This is a genomic window from Citrobacter sp. MGH104, assembly GCF_001034485.1.
GTDB classification, from domain to species: Bacteria; Pseudomonadota; Gammaproteobacteria; order Enterobacterales; family Enterobacteriaceae; genus Citrobacter; species Citrobacter freundii.
The window spans coordinates 3,854,750-3,874,281 of sequence record NZ_KQ089818.1 but is presented as its reverse complement, the minus strand read 5'-3'; the positions used below and the strand labels follow the sequence as shown (position 1 = coordinate 3,874,281).

Below are 19,532 nucleotides of genomic sequence, written 5' to 3'. Positions count from 1 at the left end.
CCCGGTAAATATTACCGGGCACAGTGTTTTAAGCGTAGGTTTTGATAATTTCCAGCACGCCGTTAATAATAAACTGCACGCCCATACACACCAGCAGGAAGCCCATCAAACGAGAAATCGCTTCGATACCACCTTTACCGACCAGCCGCATGATCCCCCCGGAACTGCGCAAACAGCCCCACAGGATAATCCCGACAACCGCAAAAATAATCGGCGGCGCGATCATGATCACCCAGTCCGGAAATTCGGAGCCATGACGCACGGTTGACGCGGAGCTGATGATCATCGCAATCGTCCCCGGGCCGGCAGTGCTTGGCATGGCCAGCGGTACAAAGGCGATATTGGCCGTCGGTTCGTCTTCCAGCTCTTCAGACTTGCTTCTCGCTTCCGGAGAATCATGCGCCTTCTGCTGTGGAAACAGCATCCGAAAGCCGATAAACGCAACGATTAACCCACCCGCAATACGTAACCCGGGAATCGAAATCCCGAACGTATTCATTACCACCTGCCCGGCGTAGTACGCCACCATCATAATGGCAAATACATAGACAGACGCCATGAGTGACTGACGGTTACGCTCTGCGCTGTTCATATTGCCGGCGAGGCCAAGGAACAACGCCACGGTGGTTAACGGGTTTGCCAACGGTAACAGGACTACCAGCCCCAGTCCTATTGCTTTAAACAAGTCCATCATAATGTCATCTTTCCTGTGCGTTAATCGTCAGCGGCAAGTATACGGTGAAATCCGCGAGATAAGCCATTTTCGTGATGTAAGGATTCATTTTTCATCCGCACGTATAAACCATAATTATCAAACCGTTAAAATTCCACTCGCCAGGTATTTAGTCTGATGATTTAGCAAAACGTGGCATTTGCGGATCCATTCGTTTGACTTATATTTGCCTAAGCAATAATATCAGCCGTGACTAACTACTTGCCAGGGCAACCATTGTGAAAAGCACCAGTGATCTGTTTAACGAAATCATCCCACTGGGTCGTTTGATCTATATGGTTAATCAGAAAAAAGATCGTTTGCTAAACGACTATCTGTCACCGCTGGATATCACGGCATCGCAGTTCAAGGTGCTCTGCTCCATCCGTTGCGCGGTGTGCATCACCCCTGTCGAATTGAAAAAAGTGCTGTCTGTCGACCTTGGCGCCCTGACGCGGATGCTGGACAGACTGGCCTGTAAAGGCTGGATAGAAAGGCTTCCGAATCCACATGATAAGCGTGGTGTGCTGGTAAAACTCACCGAGCATGGCGCAGCAATTTGCGAGCAGTGTCATCAATTAGTAGGGCAAGACCTGCACCAGGAACTAACAAAAAACTTAACGGCGGATGAAGTAGCCACACTTGAGCACTTGCTTAAGAGAATCCTGCCGTAAACAGAAAGAGGTATGACGATGTCCAGACGCAATACTGACACAATCACTATTCATAGCATTTTGGACTGGATCGAAAATAACCTTGAATCGCCGCTCTCGCTGGAAAAAGTGTCTGAGCGTTCAGGTTACTCCAAATGGCACCTGCAACGGATGTTTAAAAAAGAAACCGGTCATTCACTGGGTCAATACATTCGCAGCCGTAAAATGACTGAAATAGCGCAAAAATTAAAAGAGAGTAACGAGCCCATTCTTTATCTGGCAGAGCGTTACGGTTTTGAGTCTCAGCAGACGCTGACCCGGACATTCAAAAACTATTTTGATGTTCCGCCGCACAAATACCGTATGACGAATATGCATGGCGAATCGCGCTATTTGCTTCCACTCAATCAATGTAATTGCTAATCGCCAGTTAACGACGTAACCGAGGAAATCATGAAGCTTCTGTCTTATGCAATGCTGGCCCTGCTGTTTGTTGTTTCGGGTCAGAGCATGGCGGAACAGACCGCGCAACCTGCCACACAGAACAGTCGCGACGCGATGATTATGCCCCCTGCGCACGATCAGTCCCCGTTCGATTTTAATCATATGGGTGCAGGCAGCGACAAGTCCGACGAATTAGGTGTGCCTTATTACAATCTGCGCAACCTGTAATTATATTGCCCCGCTACTGCGGGGCTTTTTTTAGCCCTTCACCGACGCAACTTTACGCAACCGAAAACCAAACACATTGATATACAGCCCAGCCATGATCAGTAGCGCACCAAGTAGCTGTAATCCGCTAAGCGTTTCGTCCAGCAGTACGGCCGCACTCGCCAGACCGACAACCGGCACCAACAGCGATAACGGCGCTACCCGCCAGGTCTCATAGCGTCCGAGTAACGAACCCCAGATGCCATAACCCACAATGGTCGCCACAAACGCCAGATACACCAGTGACAGAATGGTCGTCAAATCTATCGCCACCAGACTTTGGGTAATTTGCGCTGGACCATCGAGAAGTAATGAGGCCAGGAAGAACGGAACAATGGGGATTAACGCGCTCCATACCACCAACGACATCACGGCCGGACGCGATGTATGCTGCATGATTTTTTTGTTAAAAATATTGCCGCAGGCCCAGCTTAGCGCCGCCGCCAGCGTCAGCATAAAACCGAGCATGCCAACATGCTGACCGTTCAGACTGGCTTCAATCAGTACCAGCACACCAAATACCGCCAGCGCAATTCCTACCAGCTGTTTACCCTGCAGACGTTCGCCAAAGGCGAATGCCCCCAGAATGATGGTGAAAAACGCCTGAGCCTGTAATACCAGAGAAGCTAACCCGGCAGGCATACCGAATTTGATGGCGCTGAAGAGAAACGCGAACTGTCCAAAACTAATTGTCAGGCCGTAGCCGAGTAAAAGCGAAAGCGGAATTTTCGGGCGGGCAACAAAAAAAATCGCCGGGAACGCCACCAACAAAAAGCGTAACCCTGCCAACATCAACGGCGGCATATTGTGCAAACCCACTTTAATGACAACAAAGTTCAGTCCCCAAACCACAACGACCAGTAACGCCAATAACCCGTCTTTACGCGACATACCACCGCCCCTGCAAATATTAAATTTTTGTAAACAAGTTAAAGTAACGGAAATCGTTGTACCGTAACAGATCATTAATTCAGGTAGGCCACACAGGGCATTTTCGGACAACTTATTGGGTGTACATCACACTTTTAGCATGCTATTTGTTTCTGATATCTAAAAAAAACATAACAACATGCATTGTCGGGCAGGAAAATGAATATCTCTCTGAGAAGGTCCACTCTCGCGTTACTTGCGTCATCTTTGTTATTAACCATTGGTCGTGGCGCCACGCTGCCATTTATGACGATTTACCTCAGTCGACAGTATCAACTGAGCGTCGACCTGATCGGTTATGCGATGACGGTTGCACTGACCATAGGCGTCGTCTTCAGCCTTGGCTTTGGTATTCTGGCCGACAAGTTCGATAAAAAACGCTATATGTTGCTGGCTATCTGCGGCTTTGCCTCCGGCTTTATTGCTATTCCGCTGGTGCATAACGTCGTGATAGTGGTTTTGCTCTTTGCCCTGATCAACTGCGCCTACTCCGTCTTCGCCACGGTGCTGAAAGCCTGGTTTGCCGATAACTTGTCTGCGACCAACAAAACGAAAATTTTCTCACTTAACTATACCGTGCTGAACATCGGCTGGACCGTTGGTCCGCCGCTGGGCACGCTGCTGGTTATGCAAAGCATTAACCTGCCGTTCTGGCTGGCTGCCGCCTGTTCTGCGCTACCTCTGGTGTTTATCCAGACGTGGGTAAAACGTTCACCGGCAACCGCAGAAGGTGTAAATGCCGCTGTTTGGTCCCCTTCAGTACTGCTGCGCGACAGAGCATTATTCTGGTTTACGCTGTCAGCATTTTTGGCATCATTCGTTGGCGGCGCCTTTGCATCCTGTATTTCGCAATACGTTATGGTGGTCGCCGATGGCGATTTTGCCGAGAAAGTCGTCGCGGTGGTCCTGCCCGTTAACGCCGCCATCGTAGTATCACTGCAATACGCACTTGGTCGCAGGCTCACCGCCACGAATATCCGCCCGTTAATGACAATGGGTACAGTCTTCTTTGTCGTTGGCCTGGTCGGTTTCGCTTTCTCCGGCAACAGTCTGTTGTTATGGGGAATTTCTGCTGCCTTTTTCACTATCGGCGAAGTCATTTACGCACCGGGTGAATACATGCTTATCGACAACATCGCACCAGCAGGTATGAAAGCCAGCTATTTTTCCGCCCAGTCGTTAGGCTGGCTTGGCGCAGCGGTTAACCCATTAGTCAGCGGCGTCATTTTAACCACATTGCCACCATGGTCGCTGTTTGTGGCGCTGATAGTGGCGATCGTTCTTGCCTGGGCGCTAATGATAAAAGGCATGCGCGCCAAACCCTGGGGCCAGACGGCGGTCTGCTAGTTATTATGTTCGCGACAGAGCCACAGTCGCTCTGTCGCATACCTCAGATAGCAACCAGTCCCCGAACGCCATCGGCCTCCATATTTTTACCGTCGCCGCTTTGAATAATGCTGCCCCGCGACATCAACAGGTATTTGTCGGCGAGCTGCTCGGCAAAATCATAGAACTGCTCCACCAGCAAAATGGCCATATCGCCGCGATGCGCCAGTTGGGAAATCACCTGACCAATCTCTTTAATCACCGACGGCTGGATCCCCTCGGTAGGCTCATCAAGGATCAACAATTGTGGGCGACTTGCCAGTGCTCGTCCAATCGCCAGTTGCTGCTGCTGCCCGCCGGACAAATCTCCGCCCCGCCGATGCTTCATTTCCTGTAAAACCGGAAAGAGCGCGTAAATATCATCCGGCACATGTCGGGCCTCCGGTGCTGAAAAACGGGAAAGGCCGAGCAGCAGATTCTCTTCTACCGTCAAACGCGGAAAAATATCACGCCCCTGCGGGACATACGCCACACCGGCCCTGACCCGCTGATGCGGCTTCCATTGAGTGACATTTTTCTCCTGCCAGAGCACACTTCCGCTGCGGGCCGGAATAAGCCCCATCAGACACTTAAGTAGCGTTGTTTTCCCCACGCCGTTACGCCCCAGCAGACATGTCACCTCACCGATACGCGCTTCAAAGTTCACCCCGCGTAGAATATGGCTGCCACCATAATATTGATTGAGTTCTTTCACCTGCAGCATCTGCACTCCTTAACGCCCGAGATAAACTTCAATAACCTGCTCGTTGGCCTGCACTTCACGCAGACTCCCCTGAGCCAGGACACGTCCTTGATGTAATACTGTGACGCGATCTGCGATGGTTTCGACAAATCCCATATCGTGCTCAACAACCATCAGAGAGTGCTTACCGGCAAGCTGGCGAAACAGCTCCGCCGTGTATTCCGTTTCCGCATCCGTCATCCCCGCCGCGGGTTCATCCAGTAGCAGTAAATGCGGCTCCTGTACCAGCAGCATGCCAATTTCGAGAAACTGTTTTTGCCCATGCGAAAGCAGACCGGCGCTGCGGGCCCGCTCATTACCCAGCCGCAACAGCGCCAGTACTTCATCAATACGATCCCGCTGTTCGCCTGAGAGTCGTGCCCGTAGAGAACCCCAGACAGATTTATCATTTTTCAGCGCCAGCTCCAGGTTATCTTCCACCGTTAATGCTTCAAATACCGTGGGCTTTTGAAATTTCCGTCCAATCCCCTGACGTGCAATGGCAATGGGATCCAGCGTCGTTAAGTCGGTCGACTGATCGTATATCGCACGACCACTTTGCGGCCTGGTTTTGCCGGTAATGACATCCATTAACGTCGTTTTTCCGGCGCCGTTGGGCCCGATGATGCAACGCAGTTCCCCAACCCCAATATTGAGCGTGAGATCGGTTAGCACCTGAAATCCATCGAAGTTAACGTTAATTTTTTCCAGCTGTAGCACCGGATCAGTCTGGTTGCGAAACCGATCCCCCGGCATCTGGCGAGTAAATAGCCCTTCATCTGGTTGCATTATTTGTCTCCCTTGCGAAACAGACCAATTACCCCTCGGGGTAAAAACAGCGTAACGCCAATAAAGATCAGGCCAAGAAACAGCTGCCAGTATTCCGGCATAATCACCGTAAACAGGCTTTTCGCACCGTTCACCAACACGGCGCCGAATACCGGGCCGATCAGGGTTCCACGTCCGCCGAGGGCAACCCAAATCGCCGCTTCAATCGAGTTGGTCGGCGACATTTCGCTGGGGTTAATGATCCCCACCTGCGGAACATACAGCGCCCCTGCCAGGCCGCACAGTACAGCGGAAAGCGTCCACACCAGTAACTTGAAACCTTTCGGATCGTAACCACAGAACATCAGACGGTTCTCTGCATCCCGCACGGCAGTCAAAATACGACCGAACTTACTGCGGGCCAGCGCCAGTCCCAGCCATAATGCCAGCACCAGCAGCATGACCGTCGCCAGAAACAGCGCGATACGGGTTGAGGTGGCGGTTACCGGGAATCCCAGAATGGCGGTAAAGCCGGTAAAACCGTTATTTCCCCCAAAACCCGTTTCGTTGCGAAAAAACAGCAGCATTCCTGCGAAAGTCAGGGCCTGGGTCATGATAGAGAAATAGACCCCTTTGATTTTTGACCGAAAGGCAAACCAACCGAATACCAGCGCCAGCAGGCCAGGAACCAGAACGACCAGCAGGAGCGCCCAGATAAAATGTTGCGTCCCCCACCAAAACCACGGCAACTCGCTCCACGACAGGAATGACATGAAGGCCGGTAATCCTTCGCCAGAGGCCTGGCGCATCAGGTACATTCCCATCGCATACCCTCCCAGCGCAAAGAAAATACCGTGTCCCAGCGAGAGCATGCCGGCATAGCCCCACACCAGATCCAGCGCGACCGCGACAATGGCATAACAGAGAATTTTCCCGGCCAGCGTTAGCGTCCACACCGATATAGCCAGCGGATGGTCCGCAGGTAACAGCGCAAGAAACGGCAGAGTAATCAACGCCAGCAATAACCCCAGCCCCAGGATGCGCGTCGCGCGTGGCGCTTTACGCGCCAGCGTTAATGTCATTGGCATCGTCATCAGTCAATAACCCTCCCTTTTAGCGCGAACAACCCCTGCGGACGTTTCTGAATAAACAGAATAATCAGCACCAGAATCATGATTTTGCCTAGAACCGCCCCCACCTGAGGCTCCAGAATTTTATTGAAGATCCCCAGTCCAAACGCCGCGGCCACGCTCCCGGCGAGTTGTCCCACGCCGCCCAGCACCACAACCAGAAACGAATCGATAATGTAGCTTTGCCCCAATTCCGGTCCTACGTTGCCCAACTGCGAGAGCGCTACGCCCCCCAGCCCGGCAATGCCTGAACCAAGGCCAAAGGCCAGCATATCGACGCGTCCGGTAGGTACGCCGCAGCAGGCCGCCATATTGCGATTTTGCGTCACGGCACGTACGCGCAGCCCCAGACGCGTTTTATTCAACAACAGCCAGGTGAAAAACAGCACCAGAATGGCAAAGCCAAGCACCACAATTCGGTTCCACGGTAAAATCAGATTGGCATAAACCTGAATCCCCCCTGAAAGCCATGCCGGATTGGCGACTTCCAGGTTTTGCGCGCCGAAGGACATACGCACCAACTGGATGAGCATCAGGCTGATCCCCCAGGTCGCCAGCAGCGTTTCGAGAGGACGCCCGTATAAATGGCGGATCACCCCGCGCTCAAGCAGCATTCCCACCGCCGCGGTAAGTAAAAAGGCAACCGGCAGCGCAATAACCGGATACCAGGCTAGCCATTGCGGGAAAAACTGGCTCATCAGCTGTTGTACCATCCAGGTACAGTAAGCCCCGAGCATTAACATCTCGCCATGCGCCATATTAATGACGCCGAGTAATCCATAGGTTATAGCCAGACCCAATGCCGCCAGCAGCAAAATTGAGCCCAGTGACAGCCCCATAAAGGCCTGTCCAAGAAGATCGCCAATCTTCATGCGATGCGCGATGGAATTCAGGCTTTCGCCAGCGGCAGCACGCACGCGGGTATCGGGTTCATGTTCAGCCTGGGTGAATGGTTGCAGGCGCGCCTGAGTTTCAGGATCATTTGACGACCCTAATAGTTCGATTGCCTGACGTCTGACCTCCGGCGAGGAACTGTTCAGCTGCAGATTTGCCAGTGCAATAGCCAGCGCGGATTTCACATCACCATTTGACTCCTGAGCCAGTCGTTGCTGTAAAAACGGCAGCATATCCGGCTGTGCCTCACGCTGTAATGTACGAGCTGCCTCTAACCTTGTCGTGACACTGTCACTTAAAAGCTGATGGACAGCCAACGCTCCTGCCACCAGATTACGCAGGCGGTTAGTCAGGCGAATTTTTTTTAGCTCGCCGTTTGGGGTTGTCGCTGTTCCTAACGGTTGTGCGTGCGAGCCGTTCATGATGAAGGTATTTTTCGCGTTATCAGTCAGCAGATTCTCATCTCGCAACGCGCTGAGCAGCGGGATGCGCTGAACATCGGGATTCACCGCCCATTGTTCAAGCAAGGCGGCCTGCTGAGTTCGATTTGCGGCTGTAAAGGTATCGGCATCTGATGCCTGCGCTATCCACGGCAAAAACCACGTCAGCAACAACACACCACGAATAAAGCGCATAGCTTTCATGAGCGTTCTCCAAAGCGTTACCCTCCCGCAGGAGGGCACACGATCAGTTGCTGGCGGTTTTAACAGGCTGTTCAGATTTTTTATCATTACCAGCGATGTACGGACTCCATGGCTGGGCGCGGACCGGCTCATCGGTTTGCCATACCACGTTAAACTGGCCATTGCCCTCAATCTCGCCAATCATGACGGGTTTATGCAGGTGATGGTTGGTCGCATCCATGGTCAGGGTAAAGCCTGATGGCGCAGCGAAGGATTGCCCCGCCATTGCAGCGCGAACTTTATCCACATCAGTCGTTCCGGCTTTTTCTACCGCCTGCGCCCACATATGGAGGCCAACATACGTAGCTTCCATGGGGTCGTTTGTCACCACCGATTCAGCATTTGGTAATTTGTGCGCTTTGGCATACGCCCGGTAATCCGCGACAAACTTCTTGTTGGCAGCGTTATCGACGGACTCAAAGTAGTTCCAGGCTGCAAGATTGCCCACCAGCGGTTTGGTATCAATACCGCGTAACTCCTCCTCACCCACGGAGAATGCCACCACAGGAACATCGGTGGCTTTCAGGCCCTGGTTGGCCAACTCTTTATAGAATGGAACGTTAGAATCGCCGTTGATGGTTGATACCACCGCCGTTTTCCCCCCTGCGGCGAATTTTTTAATACTGGCGACAATGGTCTGGTAATCGCTGTGTCCGAATGGGGTGTACACCTCTTCGATGTCTTTATCGGCAACTCCTTTTGAGTGCAAAAAGGCGCGTAAAATTTTGTTGGTCGTGCGTGGATAAACATAATCCGTGCCCAGCAGGAAGAAGCGTTTCGCGCTGCCGCCGTCCTCACTCATCAGATACTCAACTGCCGGGATCGCCTGCTGGTTGGGGGCTGCGCCGGTATAGAAGACGTTAGGCGACATCTCCTCACCTTCATATTGCACTGGGTAAAACAGCAGACCGTTCAATTCTTCAAATACTGGTAGAACCGATTTACGCGAAACCGATGTCCAGCAGCCAAAAACTGCCGCTACCTTATCCTGACTCAGCAACTGCCTTGCTTTTTCAGCAAATAACGGCCAGTTCGAGGCTGGGTCAACCACCACCGGTTCCAGCTTTTTACCCAACACACCGCCCTGAGCATTAATTTCATCGATGGTCATCAACGCCACATCTTTTAGCGGCGTTTCGGATATGGCCATCGTGCCGGATAAAGAATGCATGATGCCAACTTTGATGGTGTCGGCTGCCTGAACGCTAAAACTCACGCCCATTGCTACAACAGAGGCAGAAAGTGCAAAAGCTTTTAAAAATGTACGACGCTGCATAGTTTCACTCCTGAAATTAAACTTGCTGAAAGCTCCGGTGCAGCCGGGCAGACAAAACGGTGCAAATTAAAGGTGTTCAGAAGTGATAAGGCAAAAACGATGCCAGATATTAAAACATCATATAAAATCAATAAATTAGCATCTCGAGCACAAAAATCAGTATTACATTTTCCCACCAAACGGGTTAATCAAAGGAAAAATTGAACCACCATGAGACAACTCTGCATTATAAACGTGCAACAATCTGTGTCAGCAGCACACTGTCATAGCAGCGTCTCAGGGTTTAAAAACAGGATTATTTGTGCGCAGATAAATGTGTCTCGTCACTATTATTTATTTTATTCGACGTGATCATGTCAAAAATTTACTTTTCAGCCGAAATAATCACACAGTTCAGCCTTTGTTTAAGATTGAATTGCTACTATAGTCATAAGCGAGGTGAACTTAAGGTAAGAGAGGAAACTCACAGATAAAGGAGCATTTACTATGCTGGGTAATATGAATATTTTTATGGCTGTTCTGGGAATTATTTTATTTTCCGGTTTCCTGGCCGCGTATTTTAGCCACAGATGGGATGATTGATGAACGGAGATAGTCCTGCACCGACCCGGCCCCTTGTTGCGTAGCTGCACAAGGGGCCATTTTTTTGCCCAAATCGCGCTCGTGGTACCTTTTTCCTGATTTACAGATAAAAAAAACCGCCGGATAAACCAGCGGTAAATGCTTGCATGGATAGATTTGTGTTTTGCTTTTATACGCTATCTGGCAATTCCCTGCGAAGATAACGGATAGTCAGCTAACCTATCATCAACAACCCCAATGAAAGTTAAACGAAACGCAACTACCTCAAAGCGTTTTCGAAAACTCACGCACTGAGGGGATACGAGGTCCCGTCATTGGTGTCCACCAACGCGATCTGCTCATTTTCATCCATAAACATACAGCGATTTCTGCCGGTCTGTTTCCCCTGATACATCGCCCTGTCAGCCCGACCAAGCGCGGTATCCAGCGTTTCACCCTGTTGAACCCGGGTTATGCCAGCCGTTACCGTGATAGCGATCTCTCCATCAGAGTAGGGAATGTTTTTCTGACCAATCAAACGACAAAGTCTCAAACCCGCCTGGCATGCCTGCTCGTTCGTTTTTGTTCTGATGATGATAATGAACTCTTCTCCACCGTAGCGGTACGCCACCTCATCATATCGCGTCCATGACAATAAATTTGATGCCAGAGCCCGCAATACAACGTCACCAACCAAATGGCCGTAGGTATCGTTAACGTATTTAAAACGATCGATATCTAACAACAATATATAGAGATTAAGCGGTTCGGCATCGAGCAACTGCCGCTCAAAAGACTCATCGAGCATTCTTCTGCCAGGTAAACCTGTTAATACATCGATATTACTGCGGATATTCAATAAATATATTTTGTAGTCCATTACAGATGAGGTAAATGCCAGCAGCGCGTCCTGGAAACTGTCGAAATGCCATGAATGACTACGTTTCTCCACTATAGCCAATAGCAACTCCTTGCCTAATAAATGCATCTTTTCGTGGGTGGCATTTATCTTGCTTACGTAACTACAATCATCCTCATTGTACCGCGATTGATTATTAAGCCACTGTCCAAATCGACAAATACAATGCGAGTTTTCACCCACAATATCCGGCTGTGTAACATCTGAAGACACCACGCAGCGGAACATTGTCACTAACCATTTGTAGTGGGCATCAATGGACTTGTTCAACTCAATCAAAATTGCATCTATTTCCTTCGTATTTCTCATCATCACGTTCTCTCTCCCTGTTCGAGCGTTTCTGATGGAATTATCTTAACGATAAAAAAGAAAATTTATGTAAATTTTTTAATAGTAATTAATAAGCCGCGATTAACAATAGCATTGCGCTATGCCACTGGTCGCGGCATAGCGAGTATCGCCGACTCAGTTCATACCTGGCTCAAATTAGTCGCGGTTCATTGAGCCTTTTATTTTCGCGGATAGATAAAAACCGATAAGAAAGCTGATGTGTATGCCTTAAGCTTTTTATAGCTATGAATGTCCAGTGTCAGTGATGCTACCGTCAGAGTTGTTACGGTCAGGATAAAAATTACAATATCCTCTGCTGTCGCCAGTGGCCAATTCTCAAAGTAGGTTTGCAGACTGTTAAGGACGATTTTATCAACAAGTTCTGTACGTTCAGGCATGTTTAAGACCTCTATGAAGTTCAATGTTTTGGAACAATGATTGTCGCACAGAGTAAAAGTAACTTTTTCCGGTAAGGACGTTAAATTGCAGGGTTCTTTTCTTAGATAATTCAAATAAACGGGCATCACATCCGATTGTTGATGCCCGAAGCGACAGTAAGCAGCAGGCCGGATGGCGCTTCGCTATCCGGCCTGCTGCGTAATTCCCTTTTCATCACAATGATGAATTTATCGGCATCATTCTGTTTAACTAAGCTGAATTGAGGACTTTCCCCCTCTGAACAAACCTTACGCGCTCAAACCACGATGTTCCAGCATCGACTCCATTCGTGGTTCTCGTCCACTCCACTGGCGATAGAGTTCAGCTAAATCAGTGCTATTTCCGCGGGACAAAATCGCTTCGCGGAATTTCTGCCCGTTTTCACGGGTTAATCCGCCCTGCTCTACAAACCACTGATAGCCGTCATCGGCCAGCATTTGCGTCCACAGATAGGCGTAATAACCCGCGGCATAACCGCCGCCGAAGATATGGGCAAAATAACTGCTGCGATAACGTGGTGGCACGGCCTTGAGATCCAAACCTTCTGCTGCCAGCGCCTGCTGTTCAAATTGATCGACCGAAAGAGATAACGCGCTATTTTCCAGACCGTGCCAGCGCATATCCAGCAATGCAGCACTGAGCAGTTCGGTCATGTCGTAACCTTTGTTAAACAGGCTGGCCTGCTGCATTTTATCTCGCAACGCCTGCGGCATTTGCTCCCCAGTAACAACATGACGAGCAAAACGGGCAAAGACCTGCGGATGACTCGCCCAGTGTTCGTTAATCTGCGAAGGAAATTCAACAAAATCACGCGGAGTGTTGGTCCCTGAAAGCGTGGCGTAACGCTGAGTGGCGAACAGACCGTGCAACGTGTGGCCAAACTCATGAAATAACGTAATAACATCATCCCACAATAACAATGCAGGCTGACCTTTTGCCGGTTTTTGATAATTACACACGTTGTAAATAACCGGCCGGGTTTCATTGAGTTGCGATTGCTCAACAAAATTGCCCATCCAGGCACCACCGCTTTTCGATTCCCGGGCAAAGAAATCGCCGTAAAATAACGCCAGACCTACGCCATCGTGATCAAATATTTCCCATACCCTAACATCCGGGTGATAAACAGGAATATCGAACCGTTCTATAAATTTTATGCCAAAGAGTTGATTGGCCGTCCAGAAAACGCCTTCGTTCAGCACCGTATCAAGGGCAAAGTAAGGTTTGAGCTGCGCCTCATCCAGAGCATATTTCTCACGACGAACCTGCTCAGCATAAAATGCCCAGTCCCAGGCCTCGACGTTAAATTGCCCCTGTTTGTGATTGATAACATTCTGGATTTCGGCCTGTTCATCTAGTGCCCGAGCTCGCGCGGCAGGAACAATCGCCCGCATGAAAGTCAGTGCAGCTTCCGGTGTTTTTGCCATCTGGTCGGCAATTTTCCATGCAGCGTAATTGGCAAAACCGAGTAGTTTCGCCTGCTGCATCCGGATCTCGACCAGTCGCTGAATAATAGCCCGAGTATCGTTAGCGTCATTGTTTTCTGCTCTCTTCCATGCGCGGGTGAACAGACTTTCACGGGTATGGCGATCGCGTAACGCCGCAAGCGCCGGTTGCTGAGTCGTGTTCAATAGCGGGATAACCCAACGCGCGTCGAGCCCTTTCTCCCTTGCAGCTTCAGCGGCAACGGCAATTTCCTCAGCGCTGAGTCCCTCCAGATAACGTGCTTCATCCACCACCAGAGCACCGGACTTGTTCGCTGCCAGCAGCCGTTGGTTAAACTGGCTGGTCAGCGTGGCGGACTCTGTATTGAGCGCTTTAAGGTTCGCTTTATCAGTCTCATTCAGACATGCGCCGGCCAGTACAAAACGCTGGTGGATGACCTCCAGCAAGCGTAATGATTCACTTTCCAGCCTCAGAGAACCTCTCCGTTGCCAGACAGCGTCAACGCGCGAGAAGAGTGCTTCATTGAGATAGATATCATTGGCAAGGCTCGCCAGTTCTGCGGAAAACTCTTCGTCAAGGTGCTGTAGTTCATCGTTGGTGTGCGCCGCCGTCATCGCGAAGAAAACGCTGGTTACGCGTGTCAGCAAAGCGCTGCTTTGTTCAAGCGCCAGCAACGTATTGGCAAAATCAGGGGCTTGCGGGTTTTGCACAATCGCCTCGATCTCTGCACGTTTTTGCCGCACGCCTTCATCGAACGCCGGGCGATAGTGCTGCACCTCTATCTGATCAAACTGCGGGGCCTGGTACGGCAACGTGCTGTGACGTAAAAAAGGATTCGTTAACGACATCTTTCACTCCTGAAAACGATTTGTTTACCAGAGTAGACTTCCCAGGAATCAACCGCAATCGCGTTACGCAGGAATAGCTCTGAACGGAAATGACGTGCTATGGTAGTACTACATAAAAAGCGTTGAGGAACAGTGAGATGATCGTTTTAGTAACCGGAGCAACCGCAGGTTTTGGTGAGTGCATTACGCGTCGTTTTATTGAGAATGGGCATAAAGTTATTGCCACCGGACGCCGCCAGGAGCGCCTGCAGGAACTGAAAGAGGAATTGGGTGACCGCCTCTATACCGCGCAACTGGACGTACGTAATCGTGCATCAATTGAAGAGATGCTGGACGCCCTCCCTGCTGAATGGCGCAATATTGATGTTCTGGTCAACAACGCAGGTCTGGCGCTGGGCCTTGAGCCTGCCCATAAGGCCAGCGTTGAAGACTGGGAAAATATGATCGACACCAACAACAAGGGGCTGGTTTATATGACCCGTGCCGTTCTGCCAGGCATGGTTGAACGCAACCGCGGTCATATTATCAATATCGGTTCTACAGCGGGCAGTTGGCCATACGCTGGCGGTAACGTCTACGGTGCGACCAAAGCATTTGTTCGCCAGTTTAGCCTGAATTTACGTACTGATTTACACGGCACTGCCATTCGCGTTACCGACATCGAACCGGGTCTGGTTGGCGGTACGGAATTCTCTAATGTCCGTTTCAAAGGTGATGATGCAAAAGCTGAAAAAGCCTACGAAAATACCACGGCGCTGACCCCGCAAGATGTCACAGAAGCGGTATGGTGGGTGGCTTCTTTACCGGCTCATGTCAATATCAACACCCTTGAAATGATGCCTGTCACACAGTCTTTTGCCGGGCTGAGTATTCATCGGAGCTAATTTATCTGCCCGGCCTTGCGCCGGGTATAGATAGCCTGAAAGAAGTGATAAAATATCCGGGTTAACTCTCTAAAAAGTAAGAATGAATGACCGTAGAAACGCAGCTCAACCCTACACAGCCAGTAAATCAACAGATTTACCGTATTCTTCGCCGTGATATCGTGCATTGTCTGATAGCACCCGGTACACCGCTGTCTGAGAAAGAGGTTTCCGTACGCTTTAATGTGTCACGCCAGCCGGTACGAGAAGCATTCATCAAACTGGCAGAAAACGGTCTGATTCAGATCCGCCCACAGCGTGGCAGCTATGTGAACAAGATTTCGCTGTCGCAGGTGCAAAATGGTTGTTTTGTCCGCCAGGCGATTGAATGTGCCGTGGTACGCCGCGCCGCATCGCTGATCAACGACCAACAGTGCTATCAGCTTGAACAAAATTTGCATCAGCAGCGCATCGCAATTGACCGAAAACAGATCAATGATTTCTTCCAGCTTGATGATGAGTTTCATCAGAAACTGGCTTTAATCGCCGAGTGCCAACTCGCCTGGGATACCGTTGAGAATATAAAGGCTACAATTGACCGCGTTCGTTATATGAGCCTGGATCATATTTCCCCGCCTGAAATGCTGTTACGCCAGCATCACGATATCTTTGCCGCCCTTGAGAAACATGATGGCGATGCGGTCGAGCGCGCAATGATGCTCCATCTCCAGGAAATTGGTGAGTCCGTTCAGCTTATTCGTCAGGAAAATAGCGACTGGTTCAGCGAAGATTAATACTACGCTCGCCTCACACCGGGGTGAGTTTCTCCTGCGTTTTACCCTCTCCTGCATAACTGCATAAAAAAAGCTGTGATTTTGATCGAAAACAAAAAAAATCCTTAACGAGAAGCGTATTTATATTGCGCCCGTTACGTGGGACTAAAAGCCCACGGGCTTTGACGGTAAGTTGGAAAGGAGAAAACACCATGAAAACATACGATCGTAACCGTAACGCAATCACCACTGGCAGCCGCGTCATGATCAGCGACACCGGGCTCACAGGCCGCATTACAGCGATAGATACCGATGGCCTGACCGCTGAGCAGATTCGCCGCGGAAAAACAGTGGAAATCGAAGGGTGTGAAGGCAAATATGCCCCCCTCGAGCTGATTCGTTTAGGCATGAACTAATTGGTGTGAATGCCAGAAAACACAGCGCCATCTGGCCCGTTGAAAGCCAGATGGCGACATAAAACATAATCTTCGTTACTTCAGTTTTGCTGCATACTTCGCAACCGTCGCCTTCGCCCCTTCAGCCAGTAAAGCAAGATATGCTTGTGTAACCTGGTTTTTGAACAATTCAACCTGCGGCAGTTCACGACCAAAGATAGCATCGATCGCCAGCAGCGCCCGAACGCGCTCTTCGCCCTCGTTACTGCTACGCACCGCATTCTGGATCACGGGCAACAGCGGATCGCTAATTTCAATCGCCTGGCCCTGCTCATCCACACCGCCGACGTAGCGCATCCAGCCCGCCACGCCCAGCGCCAGTAAATCAAAGTGACTGCCGTTTACAATGTGCCAACGAACGGAATCAAGCATACGCTGCGGCAATTTTTGGCTTCCGTCCATAGCGATCTGCCAGGTACGATGACGCAGTGCCGGGTTGCTGTAACGCTCAATTAACAGATCGGCATAACGTTGTAGATCAACACCTTTTACTTTCAGCGTGGGTGCTTGTTCCTGCAACATCAACGCACGAGCAGCAAGACGATAGTTTTCATCATCCATACAATCATTAATGTGTTGATAACCGGCCAGATAACCAAGATAAGCCAGGAAAGAGTGGCTGCCGTTGAGCATACGCAGTTTCATCTCTTCAAACGGAATGACATCTGCCACCAGCTCCGCACCTGCCTTCTCCCATTCAGGGCGACCGGCGACAAAGTTATCTTCGATAACCCACTGACGGAACGGCTCACATGCCACACCTGCCGGGTCGCGTACGCCAGTGATGTGTTCAATTTTGTCCAGTGTCTCTGGGGTAACTGCCGGGACAATTCGGTCAACCATAGTCGACGGGAACGTCACATGTTGTTCGATCCACGCAGCCAGTTCTTCATCCACTGCTCTGGCATACGCGGTGACAACATTACGCATTACATGACCGTTTTCAGGCATGTTGTCGCAGGACATCACAGTAAAGGCGGCTAAACCTGCCGCTTTGCGGCGTGCCAAAGCCTCAACCACTACGCCTGGAGCAGTTTTTGGCTGTTTTGGGTTTTGCAGATCGGCGGCAATCATTGGATTGTCTAACATCAGTTCACCGGTCGCCGGGGAATGGCAGTATCCTTTCTCCGTTATGGTCAGGGAAACGATCGCGACTTGTGGTTCACACATCGTTGCCAGTACGCTTTCCAGACCATCAACCTGTGCATGCAATGCATTTTTCACCACGCCCACGACTCTCGCAGTCCAGGCATCAGCAGACATCTCTGCAACGGTATACAGATTATCTTGCTGTTTCAGATCGAAAATCTGCTGCTCGCCGCCAATCAGATTCACTTCGCAGTAGCCCCAGTCACTGCCGTGATCTGCAGCCAAAATGTCAGCGTAAACCCCCTGATGTGCGCGGTGAAACGCGCCAAACCCCAGATGAACAATACGCGGAACCAGTTTTGTACGATCGTAGTCAGGAAGTGCAGCCTTTGCCGCTAAGAGCTTGTTTTGCATGGTATGGCCTACTTATAAATGAAATCAGGACTGTTCCAGAGTAACGCCTGTATGGTTGTATGTTTTGATTTGCATTAAGCTTTTTATGATTGGTATGACATCAATATCTAAGCTATATACCACCTGAAAGATGAATATTGCGGCACACTGCCGCCAAAGAAGATTAGTGTTTCTGCCACTGCTGGTATTCACGTTTTAGTCTCTGCGGCGCGGTTTCAGGCATCATTAGCAAACCAATGACTGAGATGACGCCTAGTACAATCACGTAGGTTGCCAGTCCATAATAATGCCCACCAGTAACCTGCAGAATCTTCACAGCCACCAGCCCCAGGATCCCACTACCTATCAGCGATCCTAACTGCCAAATTAATGCAATACCGCTACAGCGAATGTGCGTAGGGAAAAGCTCCGGGAAATAAGAGGCCTGAGGCGCATAGCACATACTATGTCCAAAACTCAGAACCAGAATCATCACAAGCTGTGTTAGCCAGAAATTATCCTGATTAATTGCCAGGAAGAATGGAATAATCATAACAACCTGAAGAAGCGCACCCATAATATAGACGGGTTTACGCCCAATTCTGTCACACAGCGATCCCATTAGAGGTATGGCAACAATTTCTATTATCACTGCGACAATCATTGTCTCCATCAAGATATTTGCATCAAGATTATTTGCTTTACCGTAAGCAAGGACAATCACAGTAAACATAGCAAATGTGCAAGCTTCAATAAGCTTAGCGCACACTCCCTTAACAACAATACCAGGGAAATCACGAATGACTTCGACTAATGGTCGCGATTCTTCTGCTTTTGTCTCCCTAATCTGAGCAAAGACTGGTGACTCATCAATTTTTAAGCGGATAAACAGCCCAACAATAACCAGTAGCAGGCTTAACAGGAACGGTATACGCCACCCATAATCCATCATTGCCTCTGGAGAAAGCGTGGCATTCAACAACGCAAAGAGTGCCAAAGGCAGAAGGAAGCCAACCGGAGCGCCGATTTGAACCCAACTGGAGAAAAAACCACGATGCTTGGGTTCAGAGTATTCAGCAGTCATCAGTACTGCACCGGCTTGTTCACCTCCAACACCAAAGCCTTGTAATACACGAATAAAAATAAGTAAAGCTGGGGCCCATACACCTATTTTTTCGTATGTAGGTAACAAGCCAATACAGAATGTCCCTAAGCCAACGATTAATATCGTAATCACCAGAGCTTTTTTGCGTCCAACTTTATCGCCAATATGTCCAAAGACAATTCCGCCTAATGGTCTTGCGAGGAAACCAACAGCATAGGTAGCAAAAGCCGCGAGTGTACTAATTAACGGATCATCACTTGGGAAAAATAAATGGCCAAAAAAGAGTACAGCTGCTGTGCCATATGCAAAAAAATCATAATACTCAGCAGCAGTACCAATTGCGGATGCTGAAGCCACTCGGCGAATAATGGGCTTATTATCTACGTTGTTTTTAATATCGACTGAACTAACCATAAGTTTAACCTTCTGTAGGGTATTGGGTTAATCA

20 protein-coding genes are annotated in these 19,532 nt (G+C 49.8%); 8 read left to right on the top strand and 12 right to left on the bottom strand.

All coding sequences use genetic code 11. The annotated features are described in order from the left end of the window. Positions 1 to 28: 28 nt before the first annotated feature. Positions 29 to 694, bottom strand: a complete 666-nt coding sequence (locus SK34_RS18310) for a MarC family NAAT transporter (RefSeq protein WP_003032428.1) — start codon at positions 692 to 694, stop codon at positions 29 to 31. Positions 695 to 951: 257 nt separating this feature from the next. On the opposite strand from SK34_RS18310, the gene marR reads away from it, so the two are divergent. From marR to marB, 3 genes are read left to right on the top strand one after another with little or no spacing between them, the layout of a single operon-like run. Next, positions 952 to 1,386, top strand: coding sequence for a multiple antibiotic resistance transcriptional regulator MarR (gene marR / locus SK34_RS18305; RefSeq protein WP_042308445.1), 435 nt, complete (start codon positions 952 to 954; stop codon positions 1,384 to 1,386). An 18-nt stretch (positions 1,387 to 1,404) separates the two neighbouring features. Beyond that, positions 1,405 to 1,788: an MDR efflux pump AcrAB transcriptional activator MarA gene (marA, locus tag SK34_RS18300; RefSeq protein WP_003032424.1), complete on the top strand. Its 384-nt coding sequence runs from the start codon at positions 1,405 to 1,407 to the stop codon at positions 1,786 to 1,788. 30 nt (positions 1,789 to 1,818) lie between these two features. After that, positions 1,819 to 2,037, top strand: coding sequence for a multiple antibiotic resistance protein MarB (gene marB, locus SK34_RS18295; RefSeq protein ID WP_003032422.1), 219 nt, complete (start codon positions 1,819 to 1,821; stop codon positions 2,035 to 2,037). A gap of 30 nt (positions 2,038 to 2,067) precedes the next feature. On the opposite strand, the gene eamA is transcribed toward marB, so the two are convergent. Further along, the gene (eamA, locus tag SK34_RS18290) at positions 2,068 to 2,967 is read right to left on the bottom strand and encodes an O-acetylserine/cysteine exporter (protein WP_016150229.1); all 900 of its coding nucleotides are present in this window, start codon (positions 2,965 to 2,967) and stop codon (positions 2,068 to 2,070) included. 198 nt (positions 2,968 to 3,165) lie between these two features. Here eamA and ydeE point away from each other — a divergent pair, with 198 nt between their 5' ends. Continuing rightward, a complete protein-coding gene (ydeE, locus tag SK34_RS18285; RefSeq protein WP_003843627.1) occupies positions 3,166 to 4,353 on the top strand; it encodes an efflux MFS transporter YdeE in 1,188 nt (395 codons plus the stop codon). A gap of 43 nt (positions 4,354 to 4,396) precedes the next feature. Here ydeE and urtE read toward each other — a convergent pair whose 3' ends face one another. From urtE to urtA, 5 genes are read right to left on the bottom strand one after another with little or no spacing between them, the layout of a single operon-like run. Beyond that, a complete protein-coding gene (gene urtE, locus SK34_RS18280) occupies positions 4,397 to 5,095 on the bottom strand; it encodes an urea ABC transporter ATP-binding subunit UrtE (protein ID WP_048233719.1) in 699 nt (232 codons plus the stop codon). Positions 5,096 to 5,104: 9 nt separating this feature from the next. Further along, positions 5,105 to 5,902 carry an urea ABC transporter ATP-binding protein UrtD gene (gene urtD, locus SK34_RS18275; protein ID WP_048233717.1) on the bottom strand — a complete coding sequence of 266 codons (798 nt, stop codon included), beginning with the start codon at positions 5,900 to 5,902 and terminating at the stop codon, positions 5,105 to 5,107. Further along, positions 5,902 to 6,975: an urea ABC transporter permease subunit UrtC gene (gene urtC, locus SK34_RS18270; protein ID WP_048233716.1), complete on the bottom strand. Its 1,074-nt coding sequence runs from the start codon at positions 6,973 to 6,975 to the stop codon at positions 5,902 to 5,904. The genes urtD and urtC overlap by 1 nt, the downstream gene beginning before the upstream one ends. Beyond that, the gene (gene urtB / locus SK34_RS18265) at positions 6,975 to 8,549 is read right to left on the bottom strand and encodes an urea ABC transporter permease subunit UrtB (protein ID WP_048233714.1); all 1,575 of its coding nucleotides are present in this window, start codon (positions 8,547 to 8,549) and stop codon (positions 6,975 to 6,977) included. The genes urtC and urtB overlap by 1 nt, the downstream gene beginning before the upstream one ends. Positions 8,550 to 8,592: 43 nt before the next feature. Continuing rightward, a complete protein-coding gene (urtA, locus tag SK34_RS18260; protein WP_003032408.1) occupies positions 8,593 to 9,864 on the bottom strand; it encodes an urea ABC transporter substrate-binding protein in 1,272 nt (423 codons plus the stop codon). A gap of 486 nt (positions 9,865 to 10,350) precedes the next feature. Between urtA and mgtS the strand changes: the two genes are divergently transcribed. Next, complete coding sequence (gene mgtS, locus SK34_RS24735; RefSeq protein WP_003032406.1) at positions 10,351 to 10,446, top strand: protein MgtS; 96 nt, start codon at positions 10,351 to 10,353, stop codon at positions 10,444 to 10,446. Positions 10,447 to 10,729: 283 nt separating this feature from the next. Here the strand turns inward: mgtS and SK34_RS18250 are convergent, their stop codons facing one another. From SK34_RS18250 to dcp, 3 genes are all read right to left on the bottom strand, one after another. After that, a complete protein-coding gene (locus tag SK34_RS18250) occupies positions 10,730 to 11,656 on the bottom strand; it encodes a diguanylate cyclase (RefSeq protein ID WP_048233712.1) in 927 nt (308 codons plus the stop codon). A 197-nt stretch (positions 11,657 to 11,853) separates the two neighbouring features. Next, on the bottom strand, positions 11,854 to 12,072 hold the full coding sequence (locus tag SK34_RS18245; protein WP_003836310.1) for a hypothetical protein: 219 nt from the start codon (positions 12,070 to 12,072) through the stop codon (positions 11,854 to 11,856). Positions 12,073 to 12,360: 288 nt separating this feature from the next. Further along, positions 12,361 to 14,406 carry a peptidyl-dipeptidase Dcp gene (dcp, locus tag SK34_RS18240; protein WP_048233710.1) on the bottom strand — a complete coding sequence of 682 codons (2,046 nt, stop codon included), beginning with the start codon at positions 14,404 to 14,406 and terminating at the stop codon, positions 12,361 to 12,363. Positions 14,407 to 14,543: 137 nt separating this feature from the next. Between dcp and ydfG the strand changes: the two genes are divergently transcribed. The 3 genes from ydfG (at position 14,544) to ydfZ (ending at position 16,458) form a co-directional block, all read left to right on the top strand. Next, a complete protein-coding gene (gene ydfG / locus SK34_RS18235) occupies positions 14,544 to 15,290 on the top strand; it encodes a bifunctional NADP-dependent 3-hydroxy acid dehydrogenase/3-hydroxypropionate dehydrogenase YdfG (protein ID WP_003032398.1) in 747 nt (248 codons plus the stop codon). 86 nt (positions 15,291 to 15,376) lie between these two features. Further along, a complete protein-coding gene (locus SK34_RS18230; RefSeq protein WP_003032396.1) occupies positions 15,377 to 16,063 on the top strand; it encodes a GntR family transcriptional regulator in 687 nt (228 codons plus the stop codon). A 191-nt stretch (positions 16,064 to 16,254) separates the two neighbouring features. Then, the gene (gene ydfZ / locus SK34_RS18225) at positions 16,255 to 16,458 is read left to right on the top strand and encodes a putative selenium delivery protein YdfZ (protein ID WP_003032393.1); all 204 of its coding nucleotides are present in this window, start codon (positions 16,255 to 16,257) and stop codon (positions 16,456 to 16,458) included. 75 nt (positions 16,459 to 16,533) lie between these two features. On the opposite strand, the gene SK34_RS18220 is transcribed toward ydfZ, so the two are convergent. Beyond that, positions 16,534 to 18,000, bottom strand: a complete 1,467-nt coding sequence (locus SK34_RS18220; protein WP_048233708.1) for a mannitol dehydrogenase family protein — start codon at positions 17,998 to 18,000, stop codon at positions 16,534 to 16,536. 163 nt (positions 18,001 to 18,163) lie between these two features. After that, positions 18,164 to 19,498: an MFS transporter gene (locus SK34_RS18215; protein WP_003836325.1), complete on the bottom strand. Its 1,335-nt coding sequence runs from the start codon at positions 19,496 to 19,498 to the stop codon at positions 18,164 to 18,166. Between the last annotated feature and the right edge of the window lie 34 nt (positions 19,499 to 19,532).